Genomic DNA, 19444 nt, shown 5'->3' with positions numbered 1-19444 from the left:
TGACCCATCGCGTTCGTTATTTTTCCAACTCAGATCGGCCCGCTCCACCACAGCCACTGTCCGGCCTGACCGACAGCGAGCCTGGGTTGACGTCATTGTGATCCAATACGTCTGCCTGCCGGCGCCAGGCGTCATCGCCGCGGCGGTGCGATCGGAAAACAGGCCATGAACACGTCGTCATGAACAGTCCGCGGCCGCTACGTGTGCTGCTGATTCTCGGTCATCCCCGCGGCGACAGCCTTTGCGGTGCGCTGGCAACCGCCTATCGTGACGGCGCCACACGCGCGGGTGCCGAGGTCGTCACGCTCGCGCTCGGCGATCTGGCATTTGCCCACGACGTCGTCGCCGATTCGCCGGAAAACCAGCCGCTCGAGCCGGATCTGCAACGCGCCCGCGATCTGCTCGACTGGGCCGAACATCTGGTGTTCGTCTATCCGACCTGGTGGGGCACGATGCCGGCGCTGCTGAAGGGTTTTCTGGATCGGCTGGTCGCGCCAGGCTTTGCGTTTCGCTTCTATGGTCCGGGTGCTGCCGAATGGGAGGGTCTGTGGAAGGGCAAATCGGCCCAGCTGATCACCACGATGGATACGCCACCGCCGATCTATAAATGGCTGTTTCGTGCGCCGGGCACCAACGCGATGCGCCGAGCCACCCTCGGCTTCTGCGGCGTCGCACCCGTACATGTGCTCACCTGCGGGTCGGTGCGCACCTCGGATATCGATCAACTCGAACGCTGGATCGAACGCGCCCGGCGCGCCGGCTTTGCGCTGCGCTCGGGCGTGCATTCGCCGATTGGTCGCGTTGCACGTCGGGCCACGCCCTGGCTCAAGGCGCTGCGCCTGCAGTTCTATCCGATGAGCTGGGCCGCCTACAGCGTCGGCGCGCTACTCGGCGCGGCGGCGGGCCTCGATTGGTCTGCCTATCTGTGGGGCTATCTGCTGATCTTCTGTCTGGAAGCGGCCACCGTGTTCTGCAACGAGCGGGCCGACATCGATACCGATCGCGCCAATCAGAACTACGGCCCGTTCACGGGCGGTTCACGCGTGCTGCTCGACGGCGGCCTCTCGCCGGCGCGCCTGCGGCGTGCGGTCGGCTATCTGCTGGTCGCCGCGTTCATGGCCGCAGGGCTGGCGCTGGCCAGCGGCCCGGCCGGCACGGGCGTCGTGCTCTGGATGCTGCTGGCCACGGTCATCACCCTCGGCTACACGGTCTATCCGTTGAAACTGAGCTATCGCAGCCTGGGCGAACTGGATGTCGCCTTCACCCACAGCGCGCTGGTGCTACTGCTTGGCGTGCTCTTGCAGGGCGGCGCGTTCGGCGCACCTGAACCCTGGCTGCTGTCGCTCGCCCTGGGCCTGGCGATCCTGCCGTCGATCATCCTCGCCGGCGTGCCGGACCGCGCCGCCGATGCACGCGTCGGCAAGCACACCCTGGCGGAACGCTGGGGCAACGCAGTGGCCCTGCGGCTGGCCGGCGCGGCAGTAATCACCTCCGCCCTGCTGGCGCTGCTGTGCGACCAGACGAGCCTCGGTGGCGGCCTGTTCCATGGCATGAGCCTGGTGGTCATTCCCCATGCCGCGCTGTGCCTGGCCCTGCTCTGGCATGCACGATCGCGCGGCCCGGAAACACTCGCGCGTATCGACGGGCTGCTGATCGCCGCGCTCACCTATATGCTCTGGTTCGTGATCATTCCCGGCTATCACCTGCTATGACCGACGACAGCGACAGCCCGGCGCCGTGGCAACTCACCGGCCACGGCTATGTGCAGGCGCTGCGCTGCAGCCGCGAGTTCGGCGAACAGTGTCTGCGCGCGTGCCCCGAGTTCGAGGGCCGCGCGCTCGGCGGCATGGGCGCGCTGATGTATATCGACTACGCCAGTTCCAACGTGGGCCCGTATCGAGAGCTGCTGCTCAGTCCGGGCACGTTCGAGATCGGCGGCCGCCGGGCCGCGGCGATCACGCATATATGGGTATCGAGCCCGGCAAGCGTGGCCAACGGCCGCCGCAACTGGGGCCTGCCCAAGGAACAGGCCGTGTTCGAGTCCGCGTACAACGCCGACGGCAGTGAAACGGTTCGCGTCCATCGCGACACGGCCCCGCCGTTGTCGTTGACGTTCGCCGCACGCGGGCCCGCCCTGCCGGTGACCACGGCCATCCTGCCGCGGCGTTGGCGCACGCTCGAGCAGCCCTGGCACGGCCAGCTCTACCGGACCGCGATCCAGGCACGCGGCAGGGCCCGCATCGCGGCCCTGCGCGAGGTCAGCAATCCGGCAGGCAGCGGTTTTCCGGATTTTTCCGAGCAGACCCGAATCGTCACCGTGGCCGCGTCCGCCTTCGAGCTCGTCTTCCCGGTGCCGACCATCCGCACACTCGCGTCGACGTAGCGCGGTGCGCCGCGTCTATCGCGGCCTGTCTCGACGCCCTGACCGATTTACAGCAGACGCTGGACCCAGTCCGGCGGCGAGCGGACGCATGCAAGACAACGGCCTGTTCGCCGGAACGCGTCGACCGCTGCGCGTGAAACGCCGCGCCGGTTACATGCATCAGCCACCGAGAATCGTAGTCCCCAATGTGCCTGTGCTAGGTTTCAAAACGCGGTTTCACTAGTTTCGCAAATCGCCGACAAAGCCGCTCCAGACGGCAAAATCGGGCGTCCCCCGTGGTTACGGGCCGCTGCTATAAAACCATAATGAGGAGAGACTCATGCACTCGAAACTTCTGTCGCGCCTGGGTTCGATAACGGCGATTGGCGCCGTCTTGGCAGCCACCGCCCTGCTTTCGTCCGGCAGCGCTTTCGCACAGGATGCCAAGACCACGACATGGCGGGTGCAATCGCACTGGCCGACCGCCAGCAGTTCCTATGACGACAGCCTGGTGCGCATCAAGAACATCATCGAGGAGCGCACCGAAGGTCGCCTCAAGCTCAAGCTATATCCGGCCGGTGCCTTGTTCAAGGCGCAGCAGACGTTCAACGCAGTCAAGCGCGGCACCATCGAAATGGGCACCATCTCGCCGGCCTACGCCCAGAACCAGATGAGCCTGGCCGGGATCGCATCCGGTCTGCCGTTCGCGTTCCGCAATGTCTGGGAAGTCGCCTATTTCCACAAGAATCTGGGCTTCGAGGACATGCTGCGCGAAGAGGCCGCCGAACACGGCGTGTATTACTCCACCGACAAGGTCTATCCGACCGAGATGGTGGTCAACAAGCCGATCAACAGCTATGCCGATTTCAAGGGCCTCAAGATTCGTTCCTCCGGCGCGCTGGAGACGTTTCTGACCAAGGCCGGCGCCTCGGCGAGCTATATCCCCGGCGGCGAGCTCTATACCGCGTTGTCGAGCGGTGTGGTCGATGGCGCGCATTGGGGCGCGGCCCAGGGCGCGGCGAGCATGAGCCTGTACGAAGTCGCCAAGTATCACGTCAAACCGGCCCTGAACATTGCCGGCACGGATGCCTTCATCATCAATCAGGAAGCGCTCGACGCGCTCTCCGAGGCCGACGCCAAGATCGTGCGCGACGCGCTGGATGAGCAGTTCTGGTATCGCACCAACGAGTATCTGTATCTCGAACGTCTGGCGCTGTCCAAGGCGATGGCCAATGACGGCGTCAAGATCACCACACTGCCGCCCGAAGTCCAGAAGAAGCTGACGGCGGTCGCCCGGGAGTCCTGGGACGAGATGGGCAAACGCAGCGACAAGGCCGGCGAAGCCCTGGACAAGCTCGAGAACATGCTCCAGCAGCTGGGCTATATCGAAGCCTCCTGAAACCCGCACGATCGCAGACCGTCATGGGCGCGAGCCAGCCCGTGACGGTCTGCGCCGGGGAGTGTGCCCATGCCCGTGCTCTACGCCTTCATCAATGGCGTGACCCGTCTCAACGCCTGGATCGGACGGATCGCGTCGCTGCTGATCTTCGCGATGTTCGGCATCCTGCTGCTGGGCGTGTTCTATCGCTACGCGCTGGATGCACCGACCGTCTGGACCACCGAGCTGACCCAGTTCCTGTTCGGTCTGTATGCGGTGCTCTCCGGCGGCTATGTCATGGCCCATCGCGGCCACGTCAACGTCGACATCGTCTACGCGCGCTTCTCGCCGCGCGCCCGAGCGGTGCTGGATATCATCACGTCGGTGCTGTTCTTCCTGTTCACCGGCGCGGTGCTCTATTTCGGCGGCCTGATCGCCTGGGAATCGATCGACAGCATGGAAACGACGTATTCGTCGTGGAATCCGCCGGTATATCCGTTCAAGGCGGCGATTCCGGTGGCGGCTTTTCTGCTGTTGCTGCAGGGGCTGGCCAAGCTGTTCGAGGACATCGCGATCGCGCTGGGGCGGATGACGCCCGAACCGGATAACGCCGAGCACAGGCCATGAGCATCGAACTGACCACGCTGCTGTTCTTCGGCTCGCTGATCTTCTTTCTGGTTCTCGGGCTGCCGCTGGCCTTCGTGCTCGGTGGCGTGTCGGTGATCTTTCTCTATTTCACCTGGGGCATCGATTCGTTCTATCTGGTCGCTTCCCAGATCTGGGGCACGATGGAGAGCTTCACGCTCGTCGCCATTCCCCTGTTCGTGTTCATGGCCATGGTGCTCGAACGCACCGGGGTGGCCAACGCACTCTACCGGATGATGTATCTGTGGTCCGGCGGCGTGCGCGGCGGCCTGGCGATCGGCACGGTGTTCATCTGCGCGATTTTCGCTGCGATGTGCGGCATCAGCGGCGCGGCCGTGGTCGCCATGGGCACCATCGCCCTGCCCTCGATGCTGGAGCGCGGCTACGACAAGCATCTGGCCCTGGGTGCGATCAACATCGGCGGCGGCCTGGGCATTCTCATTCCGCCCAGCGTGATCATGATCCTGTATTCGCTGATCACCGGCGTATCGGTCGGCAAGATGTTCGCCGCCGGCGTGTTGCCGGGCCTGCTGCTGGTCGTGCTGGTGGCGATCTATATCATCGTGCGCTGCTATTTCCAGCCCGAGCTGGCGCCGGCGCTGCCGCCCGAGGAGCGCGCCGAATGGCCGGAGAAATTGCGCGCGCTGCGCTCGGTGCTGCTGCCAATCCTGATCGTGGTGATGGTGCTCGGCTCGATCATGGCCGGCATCGCCACCCCGACCGAGGCCGCGGCCGTGGGCGTGCTCGGCGCGCTGATTTCGTCGGTCGTGCATCGGCAGTTCACGTGGCAGCTGCTCTACGACGCGGCGCTGCGCACGTTCTCGCTCACCGGCATGATCATGTGGATCCTGTTCGCCGCGCACGCGTTCAGCGCCGCCTACCAGAGCATGGATGCACAGACGCTGATCGAAGGATTGATGGCGAATATTCCCGGCGGCCCCTGGGGCACGATCATCGTCATGCAGGTCATCCTGTTCCTGCTCGCAATGGTGCTCGACCCCATCGGCATCATGTTGATCACGCTGCCGGTATTCATGCCGATCGTGACCAGCCTGGGTTTCGACCCGATCTGGTTCGGCATCCTGTTCGTGATCAACATGGAAATCGGCTACATGACGCCGCCGTTCGGCTTCAACCTGTTCTACCTGAAAGGCGTGGTGCCCCCCAGTATCACGATGCCCGATATCTACCGATCGGTGGTGCCCTATGTGCTGGTCGGCATTGTCGGGCTGGCGATCGTGATGATCTTCCCGGTCATCGCGACCTATCTGCCCGACCGGCTGTTCTGAGTACCGACCACTTGCTGTAGGGTTTGATTTCCTGGCCGAGGCGCCGTGTTTGGCGCAGCTTTTGCTTGCTCGGCGGGGTGTGCCACAGCAAAGAGTCAGACCCCATGCGCCTGGAAAACGAGCCGAATAGCGACTACGAACTCTCCGCGGTTCCCGCTCAAGCTGGCCGCGGCTTCTGGACCATGCTGGCGGTGATGCTGGGTTTCACCTTCTTCTCGGCGAGCATGTGGGCCGGCGGAACGCTCGGCCAGGGCTTGTCGCTGGCCCGTTTCGCTGCCGTTGTACTGCTGGGCAATCTGGTGCTCGGCCTTTATGCGGCTTTTCTGGCGTATATCGCCAGCCGCACCGGCCTGTCGACCCATCTGATCAGCCGCTACGCGTTCGGCGTGCGCGGTTCATGGTTACCCTCGGCACTGCTGGGTGGGACCCAGGTGGGCTGGTTCGGCGTGGGCGTGGTGATGTTCGCCCTGCCGGTGCAGGTCGCCACCGGCATCAACAGCTATGTGCTGATCGTGATCGGCGGTGCGCTCATGACCGCGACCGCCTATCTGGGTTTCAAGGCGCTGGCGGTGTTGAGCTTCGTCGCTGTGCCGGCGATCTTCGTGCTCGGCAATCTGTCGGTCGGCCTGGCCGTCAGCAAGGTCGGCGGCTTCGACGCACTGGCCGCGATCCAGCCGGACAGCCCGATCACCCTGGCGGTGGCGCTGACGACCTGTATCGGCTCGTTCATCAGCGGGGCCACCCTCACCCCGGATTTCGTGCGCTTCGCACGATCGCCGAAGATCGGCGTGAGTACGACGCTGATCGCCTTCTTCCTCGGCAATTCGCTGATGTTCACCTTCGGCACGGTGGGCGCGCTGGTCTACGGCGAGTCCGATATCTCGCAGGTGATGTTCGCCCAGGGCCTGATCATCGCGGCCGTTGTCGTGCTCGGGCTCAATATCTGGACCACCAACGACAACGCGCTGTACGCGTCGTCGCTGGGCTTCGCCAACATCACGCGTGCGCCCAAGAACCTCATCGTGCTGGTCAATGGTGCGATCGGCACGGTGCTGGCGATGTGGCTGTACAACAATTTCGTGGGCTGGCTGGCGTTTCTCAGTTCTGCCCTGCCGCCGATCGGTGCCATCCTGATCGCCGATTTCTTCGTGCTGGCACGGGGTCGCTACGCGGCGTTCGAACAGGCCGTGGTGCGCGATGTGAACTGGACGGCCATCGGCGCCTGGGGCGTGGGTTTTGCCGCGGCCAATCTGCTGCCCGGCATCCCGCCGCTCAACGCCATTGTCAGCGCATTCGTGGTCTATATCGGCGCCAGTTTTGCGTTGAACCAAGTCGGCGAGCGCCGCGTGAACGCCTGACGTCGCCACGCTGGAGATATTTCGGGTGCGCTGGCGTGGCTCGCCAGGCGCGGTGAATCGTCATGAGGGTCGCCATGGCGCCGAAAATAATGCTTCGAATTGGCCACCCGGGACACTAAACTGCCGCACTGATTGAAACGGGCGCGCGCCGGCGCGCGTAGATCGCGGATGTTTTCCTTCTTCGAACGCCTGGTCGCGCCTTTTCCGGACGACGATCGAACGCCGCCACAGGACGGGCTGCTGCGTTTCATCGTCTTCTATGCGCGGCCGGTATGGCCGCTGCTGGTGGCGATGGCGGTGCTCACCGCCGCGATCTCGGTGATCGAGGTGTCGCTGTTCGCGTTCCTCGGCCATATCGTCGACTGGTTCGCCAACAGCCCGCGCGACACCTTCCTGTCGGATAACGCGCTGGCGCTCAGCGGCATGGCCGTCGTGGTGCTGATCGTGCTGCCGCTGCTGGTGTTCATCGAAGGGCTGGTGACGTTTCAGGCCCTGTCCGGCAACTTCCCCATGCGTTTTCGCTGGCAGGTGCACCGCTGGCTGCTCGGCCAGTCGCTGACCTTCTTTCAGGACGAGTTCGCCGGGCGCATCGCCACCAAGCTGATGCAGACGGCGCTGGCCGTACGCGAAACGGTGATGAAATTCCTCGACGTGATGCTCTATGTCGCGGTCTATTTCACCGGCATCGTCGTGCTCGTGGCGGGCGCAGACTGGCGGCTGGCACTGCCGTTTCTGGCCTGGTTGGCGGGCTATGTCGCCCTGCTGCGCTATTTCGTGCCACGCCTGGGGCGCGTGGCCGAACGCCAGGCCGACGCGCGCGCCGAGATGACCGGGCGCGTGGTCGATGCCTATACCAATATCGCCACCGTCAAGCTGTTCGCCCATACCCGACGCGAAGGCGACTATGCGCGCACCAGCATGCAGACGTTCCTGGCGACGGTGTATGCCCAGATGCGCCAGGTCAACGGCTTCTACGCCAGCCTGTATCTGCTCAACTCGCTGCTGCTGATCGCGGTCGCGGGGCTCGGGATCATGCTGTGGCAATCGGCGCTGATCAGCGCAGGCGCCATCGCCGCGGCGATCGGGCTGGTGCTGCGCATCAACGGCATGGCGCAGTGGATCATGTGGGAGGTCTCGCAGCTGTTCGAGAACATTGGCACTCTGCGGGATGGCATGGCCACGTTCGCGCGCACCCAGGCGATCGCGGACGCGGACAATGCCAGTACGCTGGACGTGCACCACGGCGCCCTCCTGTTCGACCGTATCCGTTTTCACTACGGCCGCGGCGCCGGCGTGATCGAGGATTTCTCGCTATCGATCGCGCCGGGCGAGAAGATCGGCCTGATCGGGCGTTCCGGGGCCGGCAAATCGACACTGCTGTCGCTACTGCTTCGTTTTCACGAACTGGAAGGCGGCCGCATTCTCATCGACGATCAGGACATCGCCGGCATCACCCAGCAATCACTGCGCGCCAGCATCGGCATGGTCACGCAGGACACTGCCCTGCTGCATCGTTCGGTGGGCGACAACATCCGCTACGGCCGCCCGGACGCCAGTGACGCCGACCTGCAGGCCGCGATCGAGGCCGCCCATGCCGGCGATTTCATCGACTCGCTGGTGGACGTGCACGGCAACCGCGGTCTCGAGGCACAGGTGGGCGAACGCGGGGTCAAGCTCTCCGGCGGCCAGCGCCAACGCATCGCGCTCGCCCGCGTCATGCTCAAGAACGCGCCGATCCTGCTGCTCGATGAAGCGACCTCGGCACTCGATTCCGAAGTCGAAGCCGCCATCACCGAGAATCTTCACCGCCTCATGGCCGGCAAGACCGTGATCGCTGTCGCCCACCGGTTGTCGACCATCGCCGCGCTCGATCGTCTGATCGTCATCGACGAAGGCGCGATCGTGGAAAGCGGCACGCACGCCCAGTTGCTCGCCCACGACGGTCTCTATGCGCGGCTCTGGGCCATGCAGTCCGGGGGCTTCATAGGCGAGGCGCCACTGCACGCGTGTCATGCCGGCTGACGATCTCGGCATCACCGCAAGCAATACCACCGCCAGCTAACACTAAGGTTGAGTATGCAACCATCCACATGCGGGTTACTGCTGTAACCACGACACGCAGCCATCGCCGCCATGAAGTCCACGCCTGCAATCCGCGCCCTCGGGTTCTTCTTTGCCCTGCTCGCGCTATCCGCGCCCGCTTTTTGTGCCGACTATCCGACCCCGGTGCAGCATGATTTCGTGATCCAGAACTTCACCTTTCATGACGGCGAGCAACTGGAGCAACTCAAGATCCACTACGCCACCGTAGGCAGCCCGGACGGCGAACCCGTGCTCATGCTTCACGGCACCACCGGCTCCGGCAACGGCATGCTGCGCGACGGCTTTGCGGGCGCGCTGTTCGGCCCCGGCCAGGCCCTGGACGCGAGTCGCTACTACATCATCCTGCCTGACGCGATCGGCGCCGGTGACAGCAGCAAACCGTCGGATGGCCTGCGCGCCGAGTTCCCCGACTACAACTATGACGACATGGTCAAGGCGCAGTATCTGCTGATCAAGGACGGCCTGAACATGGACCACCTGCGGCTGGTCATGGGCTATTCGATGGGCGGCATGCAGACCTGGCTGTGGGGGATCTATCACCCCGATTACATGGATGCGCTGGTGCCAATGGCATCGCTGCCCGGGCCGATGTCCGGGCGCAACTGGATGCTGCGTCGCATGATGGTGGATGCGGTACGCACCGACCCGGCCTGGGATCACGGCAACTACACCGAACAGCCGCCGAATCTACGCACCATGGCGGTCTGGTTCTCGCTGGCGAGCACCGGCGGCACCCAGCGACTGCATAGACTCGGGCCCACGGGCGAAAAAGCAGACGCTTACGTCGATGAAAAACTGGCCGACGCGAAGGTCGGCGACGCCAACGACACGCTGTATCAATGGAAATCGTCCAAGGACTTCGATCCCTCGGCTGAACTCGGCCGGATCAAGGCGCCCCTGCTCGCGATCAATTCCGCCGACGACGAACGCAACCCCGAGGAACTGGGCGTGATGCAAGCCGGCCTTGAGCAGATCCCACAGGGTCAGTTCTACCAGGTGCCGGGCAGTCCGCAGACCACGGGGCACGGCACCGTGTTTCTGTCGGCGGCGCTGTATGAACCGCGTCTTGCCGCGTTTATGGCACAACTGCCGCAACACGAGGGACAATAGCGGGCCAATATTTCAGGCCCCGCACAGCGGCGGCAAAGGCCAGCGGACCCATTCAGCAATCAAGCGAACGAAAGACGGCTGCCCGGCGTGACGGCCGAGGCGCACTGACAGCGCCCAGCGCCTACCGTGCCTACGCGCTGCTCGTGCTGACCACCATGTGCTGGGGCGCGAACGCGGTCGCCGGGAAGTTCGCGGTGGGGCATATCAGCCCACTGCTGCTGACCAACCTGCGCTGGGGCATTGCCGGGCTGGTGGCGCTGCCGTTCGCGTGGCCGTATCTCAAGCGCGACCTGCCTGTCCTGCGCAAGCATGTGCTGCTGCTGGCGGCCTACGGCGGCATCGGTTTCGCCGGTTTCAATGCCGCGCTCTACAGTGCGCTCAACTACACGAGCACGCTCAACGTAGTCATCGAACAGGCTGGAATGCCGGGCGTGATCTTCGCACTCAATTTCCTTGTGCTCCGCTCCCGGGTGCGGGCCGCGCAGCTGCTCGGTTTCCTGATGACCGTCGCCGGCGTGGCGCTGACCGTGTCCAACGGCAGCCTGACCCGGCTACTCGCCCTCGATCTCAACCGCGGCGACGCGCTCATGCTGCTGGCCATCCTCTGCTATGGCGGCTATACCGCGGCCCTGCGGATCAAGCCGCCGGTGCACTGGCTGAGTTTCGTGACCTGCATCTGCGGTGCCGCCTGGCTGTGCTCGCTACCTCTGGCGGGTTGGGAGATCGCCAGTCACAGCGGCATCGTTCCCGATATCCGGGGCATCGCCGTCGTGCTGTTCGCCGCCCTGCTGCCCGGCTTGATCGCCCAGAGTATGTTCATCCGCGCCAACGAACTGATTGGCAGCAACCGCGCCGGAATCTTCGTCAACATGGTGCCGATCTTTGGCGCACTGTTCTCGGTCGTGCTGATCGGCGAAACGCTGCATCTTTATCATCTCGTCGCCCTGGGTCTGGTACTGGCCGGCATCGCGCTGGCCGAACAGCGCCGCGCCAAGTCCGAATAGCAATAACGGGAACAGTAGCGCGCACACATACAGCGACAAATTGTCGCGCTCCACCGTCGGTGCGCCGGTGGCGGTATCCTTGGCGCGAGAATCGCCGCCCCGACGCCCTATGCAGGCCGTAGTCCAACTGACCCCGCAGAAACTGCTGACCTGGCTTTATCGCCTGCGCTGGGGCGCAGTGATGTTTGTACTGCTGGCGATCGTGAGCGACTCGTTCGTGCCCGGGGTGGCACTGGCTGTCGGCCCCCTGCTTGCGATCGCGACGTTGCTGGCGATCATCAACGTCGCAATCGGGCTGAGCCTGCGCCGGGCGCGCGCCGCTACCGAGCTGGAGCTGCTGGGCCATCTGGCCCTGGATACCCTCGCCCTGAGCGCGATTCTGTTCTGGGCCGGCGGCTCCGCGAGCCCGTTCGTGTCGCTCTATCTGTTACCGATCGCAATCGCCGCGGCGGCCCTGCCGCGCATGTACGCCTGGGCAATCGCCGTGCTGGCCACCGGCGCATACAGCGCGCTGCTGCTGCGCTTTTTCTATCCGGTACACACCGAGCACGGCAGCTTTGCCATGCATGTGCTGGGCATGTGGGCGACGTTCCTCATCAGTGCGATCGTACTGGTGGTGTTTGTCAGCGGCATGGCCGCCGCCGTGCGCCGCCGCGATTTGTCCCTGGCACGGGCGCGTGAACAGATGCTGCGTAACGAGCAGGTGACGGCGCTGGGCGCACTCGCCGCGGGTGCCGCACACGAACTGGGCACGCCGCTGTCGACCATGGCCATCATCATTTCGGAACTGCGCGACCAGTATGGCCACGATCAGGAGCTGACCGGAGAACTGGTCGTACTCGCGGAACAGATCGACCTGTGCACCGATCAGATCACGCAGCTGCTGGGCACGGCCGGCGACCCGCGCGCACAGGATGCGCGCCCGATCGCAGTGGCGGATTGGCTCGGGAGCGTGATCGCACGCTGGCGCCTGATGCGCCCCGAGATCCAGGCCCGGTCACGCTTCGACGCCGCGCTGGACGGCCGCCAGATCCACCCCGACGCCGCGATCGCGCAATCCTTGATCAATCTGTTGAACAACGCCGCCGACGCGTCGGTCGCCAATGCCCGCACCGGAATCAGCGTTGCGGTGACGTGCAGGCAAGAGCGTCTGCTGATTGTTATCGAGGACGAAGGCAACGGCATCGATCGCCAGGACATGGCGCGCGCCGGGCGCCTGCGTTTTTCCACCAAGCCGGAAGGTCGCGGTCTCGGTCTGGTGCTGTCGCACGTCAGTCTGGAACGCGTGGGCGGCGAAGTCAGCCTGGCTCCGCGTATCGAAGGTGGCACGCGCACCCGGATCAGCCTGCCGCTCGATCGACTCGAGGTGCCGGCCTGATGCCAGGCCGCGAGATCGACACGATGAAAGTGCTGCTCATCGATGATGACGCCACGTTCTCAGCCACGCTGGCACGCGCGCTGGGCCGGCGCGGCCTGGACGTACAGGTCGCGGCGGCGCCGGTCGAGGCACTGGCCACGGCGCGCGCGTGGCAGCCGACCCATGTGGTGCTCGATCTGAATCTGGGCTGCGAGACCTCGGGACTGGATCTGATCGAGCCACTGCTGCGAATCGCAGCCGATCCGCGCATCATCGTGCTCACCGGCTACGCCAGTATCGCCACCACGGTGACCGCCATTCAGCGCGGCGCGGCCGACTATCTGGCCAAGCCGGTCGATGCCCAGGCCGTACTCGGCGCGCTGCACGACAACGCGAGCGAACGGCATACGCTCACGCCGACCGAGCGCATGTCGCTCAAGCGCCTCGAATGGGAACATATCCAGCGCGTGCTGGCCGAGCACGACGGCAATATCTCGGAAGCCGCGCGCAGCCTCGGCCTGCATCGGCGCACGCTGCAGCGCAAGCTCGACAAGCGCCCGGTGAAGTTCTAGCCGGTCGCCGGACGGCCCATGCGCACGCGTTGTAGAAATCGGTCAGCAATCAGCACGACCACAAGGCTCGCACCGGCCAGCGGAAACAGGATGACCATCGCCACCACGATCGCGCCCAGATAACGCCCGCGCAGCGGCGCACGCCGGGGCGGCGCGCCGAGTCCGCGGGCCGGCCGGCGCCGCCACCACATCGTGAGTCCGCTGATCACCAGAACGACGATCGCAATACAGGTCGCCAGCATCACCGCCTGGTTGATCCGGCCGAAATAATTGCCCATATGCAGGGCCACGCCGAGTTCCACTGCCTTGCCGACCGGGCCGTACTGGGCAAAACCGATATCGCCGAGCACCGCACCGTTGTAGCGATCGAGATAGACAGTGCGCTGGCCCTGCGGCCGGTCGGGGTAGGCAAGCGCGCTGTAGACACCGTTCGGGCCGGCCGGCAACGTCAGCCGGTAACCGGCGCCCATGCCCTGCGCAGCCAGTATCCGCATGGCGCGATCGACGCCGATATCGGTACCGGCCAGCGCCTCGCCGATGGTCGCGCCCGCTTGCCCGTGGTGGGCATGGCCGCCGGATTGCGGCTCGGGCACGGTCTCCAGCGTCCACGGTCGGCCACGGCCGGCCGGTGTCCCGGGCGGCTCGCGCATCGACTGCGGCGAGGTGCGCGCCCCCGAATAGCCCAGGCCCAGACTCTGGATGGCCGGGTTGAGCAACTGGCCGCCCCAGACGCCGGCCCAGGGCAGGCCGGTGAGCACCAGAAACAGCACGAAGGCGGCAACATAGACGCCGGTCACGACATGCAGGTCGCGCCAGAAGCGCCGCCCGCGCGCCTGTAGCCGGGGATACCACACACCCTCGCGTTTTCGCCCGCCACGCGGCCACCACAGATAGGCGCCGGTGACGAGCAGGATCACGGTCCAGCAGGCCGCGATCTCCACGATCGCGTCGCCGACCGCGCCGAGCATGAGCGAGCCGTGCACCGTATCGGCGAAGCCGACCAGCGTGTATTCATAGACGAACGAGCCGAGCACCGACGCGCTGTACGGGTCGACGAACACGCGACGAGGATCGCCCGACGCGGGGGTGACGAACAGCATGGCGCTGCGCCCGGCTTCGCCGGGCATGTCGATGCGGGTGACCCGCGCGCCCGGGAACGCGGCCTCGGCGCCGGCCACCCAGCGGCTGGCGGGTAGCGTTTCGCCGGTCTGCGGCACGAACATCAGATCGGGATAGATCGCGTCGTTGATCTCGGTATTGAACAGGTAGATCGCGCCGGTCACGGCCAGGATCAACAGGAATGGCGCAACCAGCAGGCCGGCATAGAAATGCCAGCGCCAGACCGTCGCATACCAGCGCCCGGCCGGGCGCACGATGCCTGCCGCCGCGCCTTGCGCTACGACGGAGGCGCTCAAAACGAGCCGGTCCAGGCCAGCTCGACACTGCGCGGCGCGCCGATATAGATCTGGCTGGCACTGTAGCCGGACCATTCGCCGTAGAGTTCGTTTGTGAGGTTGCGTCCACGCAGCGTCAATCTACCGCCCGCGACCGGATAACTCGCAGATGCGGCCAGCGTGGTGTGGCCATCGACCCGGATGGTGTTGGCCGTATCGGTATAGAAATCGCCCGCATGCTGGGCGTCGACGCCGAGTGTGAGCGGCAGCCGCGCCAGCGTATAGAACGTGGCGAGATTGGCCACGCGTTCGGGCACGTTGATCGGCGTGTTGCCCGCCAGATTCGTGCCGTTGCCGTCGACCAGCGTCGAATACTCGGCGTCGAGCACGGCGACGTTGGCATCGACCCGCCAGCGCGGCGTGAGATCCAGGCCCAGATCGACCTCCACCCCGCGCGACTGCAGGCTGCCACCCTGCACGACCTGCTGCGGATCGTTCGGATCACGGGTGAGGATATCGTCCTGCTTGATCTGGTAGAGCGATGTGGTCAGCGTCGCCCGCTCGTCCCAGAAGCCGGACCGCAGGCCGATCTCGATGGAGTCGCCCTCGGACAGATCGAACGCGGCATTCGCGGTGCTGGAGAGCAGGAAGCTGGAAACCGGCGATACCGCATGGTTGTACTGGGCGTAGAGCTGGTTGTTTTCGCTCAGTTCGTAGACCGCGCCTAGGCGCCACGATACCGGGTCGAAACCGCGCCCGAAGCGTTCGGTAGTGTCGGCCTGGAGATCGTCGATACGGCGCTCGAGATCGATATGCTCGTAGCGCAGGCCGGCCACGGCGATGAAATCATCGGTGAGGTTCAGCGCGTTCTCGGCGAACACGCCGACGCTGTCGACCTCGCTGTCGTAGTCGACCCGCGTATCGAAATTGGCGGCAGTATCACTCGGCACGCTGCCCCGGTCGGGGTCATGAACGCTGACAGACGTGCCGGTGCCAAAGCGGCGCGGCGTGCGAAATTCCGTGTGCTTGTATTCACCGCCCAGGGTGAAACGATTGCGCAGCCCGAGCACCTCGCCGTCGAAGCGCGTATAGGCCCGTTCGCTCACAAAATCCTGATGGTGGGCGATGATGCCGGTGGAGCGGTCGAGCAGGCCCGTGGCGTCGTTGTAGGTAGTGCTGTCGGTTTCACGCCAGAGCCGATCGGCGGTGTAATAGGACAGTTCATTGATGAATTCCCACGCGTCGCTCAACGCGTAGGCGGCACGCGTGCGCAGCCAGTGGCTGTCGGACTTCATCAGCGCATTGCGCGGGTTGTAGTTGGTATGGCGCTCGGCGGCGTCGATCACCATGTCGCCCGGCCCCGTGGCTACGTCCGACGGATCGCGTGCCGCCGATCGCGGCACCAGCGGCGCGCCGTAATAGGACGCCGCATGGTTGTCGCGAAAGTAATCGTAGGAGGCCGACAGCGATAGCCGGTCGGTGGCTTCGAAAAGAACGCCGGTGGTCAGCTGGGTGGTGCGCGAGTCGTTGTCGTCGATGAAGCCATCGGAGCGGCTGTGCGACAGATCAGCGCGCACCGCGACCCGGTCGGAGAGCACGCGATTACCGCCGATGCCTGCCCGTAGCGTGTCGAAAGACCCGTAGCTGACCAGACCGTCCGCACTGTTACCTTCCAGCGAGGGCTTTCTGGTGACGAAATTGACCGTCCCGGCAAGGCCGCCCTCGCCGTGCAGCACCGACGACGGGCCCTTGAGGATCTCGATACGCTCGAAGTTGAAGGTGTCGAAATCCCGCGCCAGCAGCGCCGAATCGGTGGCCCGCATGCCGTCGAACAGATAGCCAACGTTGCTGCCGGCGAAGCCGCGCATCGCCAGCGACGCGGGTGAGCCCGGAATATTGCCGGCGGTCACGCCCGGTAGCGTGCGGGTGGCTTCGGTGACGGTACGCAAACCGCGTCGCTGCATCTGCTCCTGCGTACGCACGTCGACGGTCGCGGGGGACTCTTCGGGCGCCAGGCCAAGCCGGTTGCTGATCTCGGTATCGCCCGGCAACGCCGGCTCTATCGCCACACCTTCCACCGTCAGGGCATCCAGCGTGGCCGAATCCACAGCCGTCGATTGCGCCGCGGCCGGAGGCATGACCGTGAACATTACGAGGGCCGAACCGGCCACCGGAAACGCGTACCGCAACGCGCGGCGAGACTGAGAAGGCATGCATCGAGCCACCGAAGAAGTGAGCTCGAAATTCTAGTCGCGGCGCGCAGTTACGCCGATAGGACATATTGTCGCAGGCGGGCGCGCTCAGCCGTGCGGCGCGATACCGCTTTCGCCCAGGGTCACCACGTCGGTGATCTGCTGCCCGTCCCAGATATAGCCGAAATGCCGGCCCTGCACCGCCGGCGCCAGAACGCGCGGCCGGAACACGGCCACACACTCGCCGTGCGGGTCGCGCACGCTCGGGTAGACGATGCCGTCGCCGCCGTTGGCTCGCTCGGCGCCCCCGAACACCTGGGCGGCGCGGTAGTCGTCGGCATCGAGCAGTGGGCACGTAGCGGCCGTGCCGGCGCGCAGATCGCGCAGCGCGCCGGCGACATCGACCTGATAGACACGCATCTCGACGGTCATCGGCGGCTGCGCGCTGTCAGCCAGGAAGCGCTCACGATGAAAAACCGTCTCGCGCACCGCGGTCGCTTCGCTGTGCGCGGCATAGAACACGCCGAAGGAGCCGTCGGAGAACCGCGAACCGGCCGGATTGAGATGGGTGAAGGCCGCCATCACCGGCGTCGTGCCCGGCCCGGCCAGACGTTCGGCTTTGGGCACAAGCGACAGGTCGCCCACTTCGTCGCGCAGGCGGTCGTTGGTTAGCGACTCGACCGCGATCGTGGCGTCGAGATCGGCCGGGTCAGATACTCGGTCGAACAGCCCGCGCGGCGGGAAGCGCGACGGCACGATCCGGTGGCTCGGCCGCCAGTCGACCCGAGCCGTCGGAAAATCGTTTGGACGCGGCCGCGTCATGCCCAGCCGCCGCGTTCGGCATCCAGATGGCGGCGCACGGTGGACAGGTCCTCGATATGGCCGGCCAACATGCGCTTCAGCGGCGTCGCGCCGCCGAAGATCGGGTTGCTGTTCGGCCGCTTGATCCACGCATCGGCCGCATCCGCGCGCGGCAACAGCATTTCCAGGCCCTTGTAGATCCCCAGCAGCAGCGACAGGCGCTCGATCTGGCCGACGTCGAGCGTCACGTCGGGCCTGCGCTTCCAGCGTCGATACGTGCTTGCCGGTGTGCCCAGCAGGCGCGCGGCCTGCACATCGGTGAGCGCCCATTGTTTGGCGATCCCGAACCAGGTCCGTAGCGCGCCCGGGCTCATCCGCCGGCGCAGTTGCGCATCGTGGATATCGGGGCTTGTGTCGAGCCGTTCAGCAGCCTGGGAAGCCATGGTGTCGACCTCGCGTGTAACTCATATGATCACTTTATACTATTTATTGATCATTTGATAATTCACTGCCAGCGGCCCGTCGTGCGGATTCAGGGCTTTGCACCGATTCCGTCCTGCCTCGATAATGCGACGCCGTTGTATAAGCCAAGAGAATTCTCATGACCGCCGACACGATCACTATCGACGCCCCCGACGGCAGCCGTTTCGATGCCTACCGCGCCCTGCCGGAATGCGGCCACGGGCCGGCGGTGATCGTGCTGCAGGAGATCTTCGGCGTGAATCGGCATATCCGCGAGGTCTGTGACTTCTATGCCGAGGAAGGTTATGTCGCGATCGCGCCCGACCTGTTTCACCAGTTCGATGCAGGCATCGAACTCGGCTACGAACCCGCCGATTTCGAACAGGCTTTCGGCTACTTCCAGCGCCTGGACGTGGATCGCACCGTCGCCGATATCGGCGCGACCGTGGCCACCGCCCGGGCGATGGACGCCGTGGTCGCCGACGATCAGGCCGGCGGCGTGGGCGTGGTCGGCTTCTGCCTGGGCGGCAAGCTGGCCTATCTCGCCGCCGCGCGATGCGACGTGGATGCCGCGGTGGGCTACTACGGCGTCGGTATCGACGATGCGCTCGATCTGGCCGACAAGATCCGTTGCCCGATGGCCCTGCATTTCGGCGGGCTGGACAAGTTCTCGCCGCCGGAAACGATCAAGGAAATCCGCACGGCCTTCGCCGGGCACAACGACGTGCAGGTCTTCGTCTACGACAACGCCGATCACGCCTTCAACCGCTGGGGCAACGACCACTACAACCCGGGTGCGGCGCGCCTGGCGCATACCCGCACCCTTGCCGTGCTGCGCTCGGCCCTCGGGCCGCACTACGATCTGGCCGCCCTCGCCGACCATCACTTCGAACTCGAATTCGCCGCCCGCGACGTGGACGAGACGATGAAGACCATGGTCGCCGAGCCTTACGTCAATCACGTGCCGACCATGACCGGCGGCACCGGCTACGAAAACCTCAAGCGCTTCTACAAGCACCACTTCATTCCGAAGAACCCGGCCGATCTGCAGATGAAACCGATCTCGCGCACCGTCGGCGTCGATCGCATGGTCGATGAGTTCGTACTCTGCTTCACCCACGACTGCGAAATCGACTGGCTGCTGCCCGGCATCGAGCCGACCGGCAAATATGTGGAGATTCCGTTCGTGGTGATCGTGGCCTTTCGCGGCGACAAGCTCTACAACGAGCACATCTACTGGGATCAGGCGTCGCTGCTGGTACAGATCGGCAAGCTCGACCCCGCCGGCTTGCCGATCGCCGGCATCGAGACCGCGCGCAAGCTGCTCGACAAGGACCAGCCCAGCAATGATCTGATGCCCAACTGGGCCACCAGCGCGGACAAGGATTAAACCGTGCGACGCCAATATCCTGCTCAC

The 19444-nt window shown here is 65.1% G+C and carries 16 protein-coding genes; 12 read left to right on the top strand and 4 right to left on the bottom strand.

Going from position 1 to position 19444, the window contains the following annotated elements; all coding sequences use genetic code 11:
- Window positions 1-179 precede the first annotated feature (179 nt).
- The 11 genes from ACFOSU_RS20115 (at window position 180) to ACFOSU_RS20065 (ending at window position 13178) form a co-directional block, all read left to right on the top strand.
- Window positions 180-1712: an NAD(P)H-dependent oxidoreductase gene (locus tag ACFOSU_RS20115; protein WP_380691793.1), complete on the top strand. Its 1533-nt coding sequence runs from the start codon at window positions 180-182 to the stop codon at window positions 1710-1712.
- A complete protein-coding gene (locus tag ACFOSU_RS20110) occupies window positions 1709-2383 on the top strand; it encodes an acetoacetate decarboxylase family protein (RefSeq protein WP_380691792.1) in 675 nt (224 codons plus the stop codon). The genes ACFOSU_RS20115 and ACFOSU_RS20110 overlap by 4 nt, the downstream gene beginning before the upstream one ends.
- 319 nt (window positions 2384-2702) lie before the next feature.
- Window positions 2703-3761: a TRAP transporter substrate-binding protein DctP gene (dctP, locus tag ACFOSU_RS20105; RefSeq protein WP_380691791.1), complete on the top strand. Its 1059-nt coding sequence runs from the start codon at window positions 2703-2705 to the stop codon at window positions 3759-3761.
- A 69-nt stretch (window positions 3762-3830) separates the two neighbouring features.
- Complete coding sequence (locus ACFOSU_RS20100; protein WP_380691790.1) at window positions 3831-4367, top strand: TRAP transporter small permease subunit; 537 nt, start codon at window positions 3831-3833, stop codon at window positions 4365-4367.
- The gene (locus ACFOSU_RS20095; RefSeq protein ID WP_380691789.1) at window positions 4364-5674 is read left to right on the top strand and encodes a TRAP transporter large permease; all 1311 of its coding nucleotides are present in this window, start codon (window positions 4364-4366) and stop codon (window positions 5672-5674) included. The genes ACFOSU_RS20100 and ACFOSU_RS20095 overlap by 4 nt, the downstream gene beginning before the upstream one ends.
- A 104-nt stretch (window positions 5675-5778) precedes the next feature.
- A complete protein-coding gene (gene codB / locus ACFOSU_RS20090) occupies window positions 5779-7032 on the top strand; it encodes a cytosine permease (protein WP_380691788.1) in 1254 nt (417 codons plus the stop codon).
- Window positions 7033-7200: 168 nt separating this feature from the next.
- Window positions 7201-9054, top strand: a complete 1854-nt coding sequence (locus ACFOSU_RS20085) for an ABC transporter ATP-binding protein (protein WP_380691787.1) — start codon at window positions 7201-7203, stop codon at window positions 9052-9054.
- A 111-nt stretch (window positions 9055-9165) separates the two neighbouring features.
- Window positions 9166-10245 carry an alpha/beta fold hydrolase gene (locus tag ACFOSU_RS20080; RefSeq protein WP_380691786.1) on the top strand — a complete coding sequence of 360 codons (1080 nt, stop codon included), beginning with the start codon at window positions 9166-9168 and terminating at the stop codon, window positions 10243-10245.
- A 50-nt stretch (window positions 10246-10295) separates the two neighbouring features.
- The gene (locus ACFOSU_RS20075; protein WP_380691982.1) at window positions 10296-11249 is read left to right on the top strand and encodes a DMT family transporter; all 954 of its coding nucleotides are present in this window, start codon (window positions 10296-10298) and stop codon (window positions 11247-11249) included.
- A 109-nt stretch (window positions 11250-11358) separates the two neighbouring features.
- On the top strand, window positions 11359-12627 hold the full coding sequence (locus ACFOSU_RS20070; RefSeq protein ID WP_380691784.1) for an ATP-binding protein: 1269 nt from the start codon (window positions 11359-11361) through the stop codon (window positions 12625-12627).
- The gene (locus tag ACFOSU_RS20065; protein ID WP_380691783.1) at window positions 12627-13178 is read left to right on the top strand and encodes a response regulator transcription factor; all 552 of its coding nucleotides are present in this window, start codon (window positions 12627-12629) and stop codon (window positions 13176-13178) included. Before ACFOSU_RS20070 ends, ACFOSU_RS20065 begins: the two co-directional genes overlap by 1 nt.
- Here ACFOSU_RS20065 and ACFOSU_RS20060 read toward each other — a convergent pair.
- The 4 genes from ACFOSU_RS20060 to ACFOSU_RS20045 form a co-directional block, all read right to left on the bottom strand.
- Window positions 13175-14593 (bottom strand): PepSY-associated TM helix domain-containing protein, encoded by a 1419-nt coding sequence (locus ACFOSU_RS20060; protein WP_380691782.1) that lies wholly within the window; start codon window positions 14591-14593, stop codon window positions 13175-13177. The two genes, ACFOSU_RS20065 and ACFOSU_RS20060, sit on opposite strands and share 4 nt — an antisense overlap.
- Window positions 14590-16785: a TonB-dependent receptor gene (locus tag ACFOSU_RS20055; RefSeq protein WP_380691781.1), complete on the bottom strand. Its 2196-nt coding sequence runs from the start codon at window positions 16783-16785 to the stop codon at window positions 14590-14592. The genes ACFOSU_RS20060 and ACFOSU_RS20055 overlap by 4 nt, the downstream gene beginning before the upstream one ends.
- An 87-nt stretch (window positions 16786-16872) precedes the next feature.
- On the bottom strand, window positions 16873-17586 hold the full coding sequence (locus ACFOSU_RS20050; protein WP_380691780.1) for an RES family NAD+ phosphorylase: 714 nt from the start codon (window positions 17584-17586) through the stop codon (window positions 16873-16875).
- Window positions 17583-18008 (bottom strand): antitoxin Xre/MbcA/ParS toxin-binding domain-containing protein, encoded by a 426-nt coding sequence (locus ACFOSU_RS20045; protein ID WP_380691779.1) that lies wholly within the window; start codon window positions 18006-18008, stop codon window positions 17583-17585. Before ACFOSU_RS20045 ends, ACFOSU_RS20050 begins: the two co-directional genes overlap by 4 nt.
- A 158-nt stretch (window positions 18009-18166) precedes the next feature.
- On the opposite strand from ACFOSU_RS20045, the gene ACFOSU_RS20040 reads away from it, so the two are divergent.
- Window positions 18167-19417: a dienelactone hydrolase family protein gene (locus tag ACFOSU_RS20040; protein ID WP_380691778.1), complete on the top strand. Its 1251-nt coding sequence runs from the start codon at window positions 18167-18169 to the stop codon at window positions 19415-19417.
- Window positions 19418-19444 lie beyond the last annotated feature (27 nt).

Origin of the sequence: Salinisphaera aquimarina (assembly GCF_042643355.1) — a bacterium.
Lineage (GTDB): Bacteria > Pseudomonadota > Gammaproteobacteria > Nevskiales > Salinisphaeraceae > Salinisphaera > Salinisphaera aquimarina.
The sequence above is the reverse complement of the archived record's forward strand: the minus strand, read 5'-3'. Positions and strand labels throughout refer to the sequence as shown.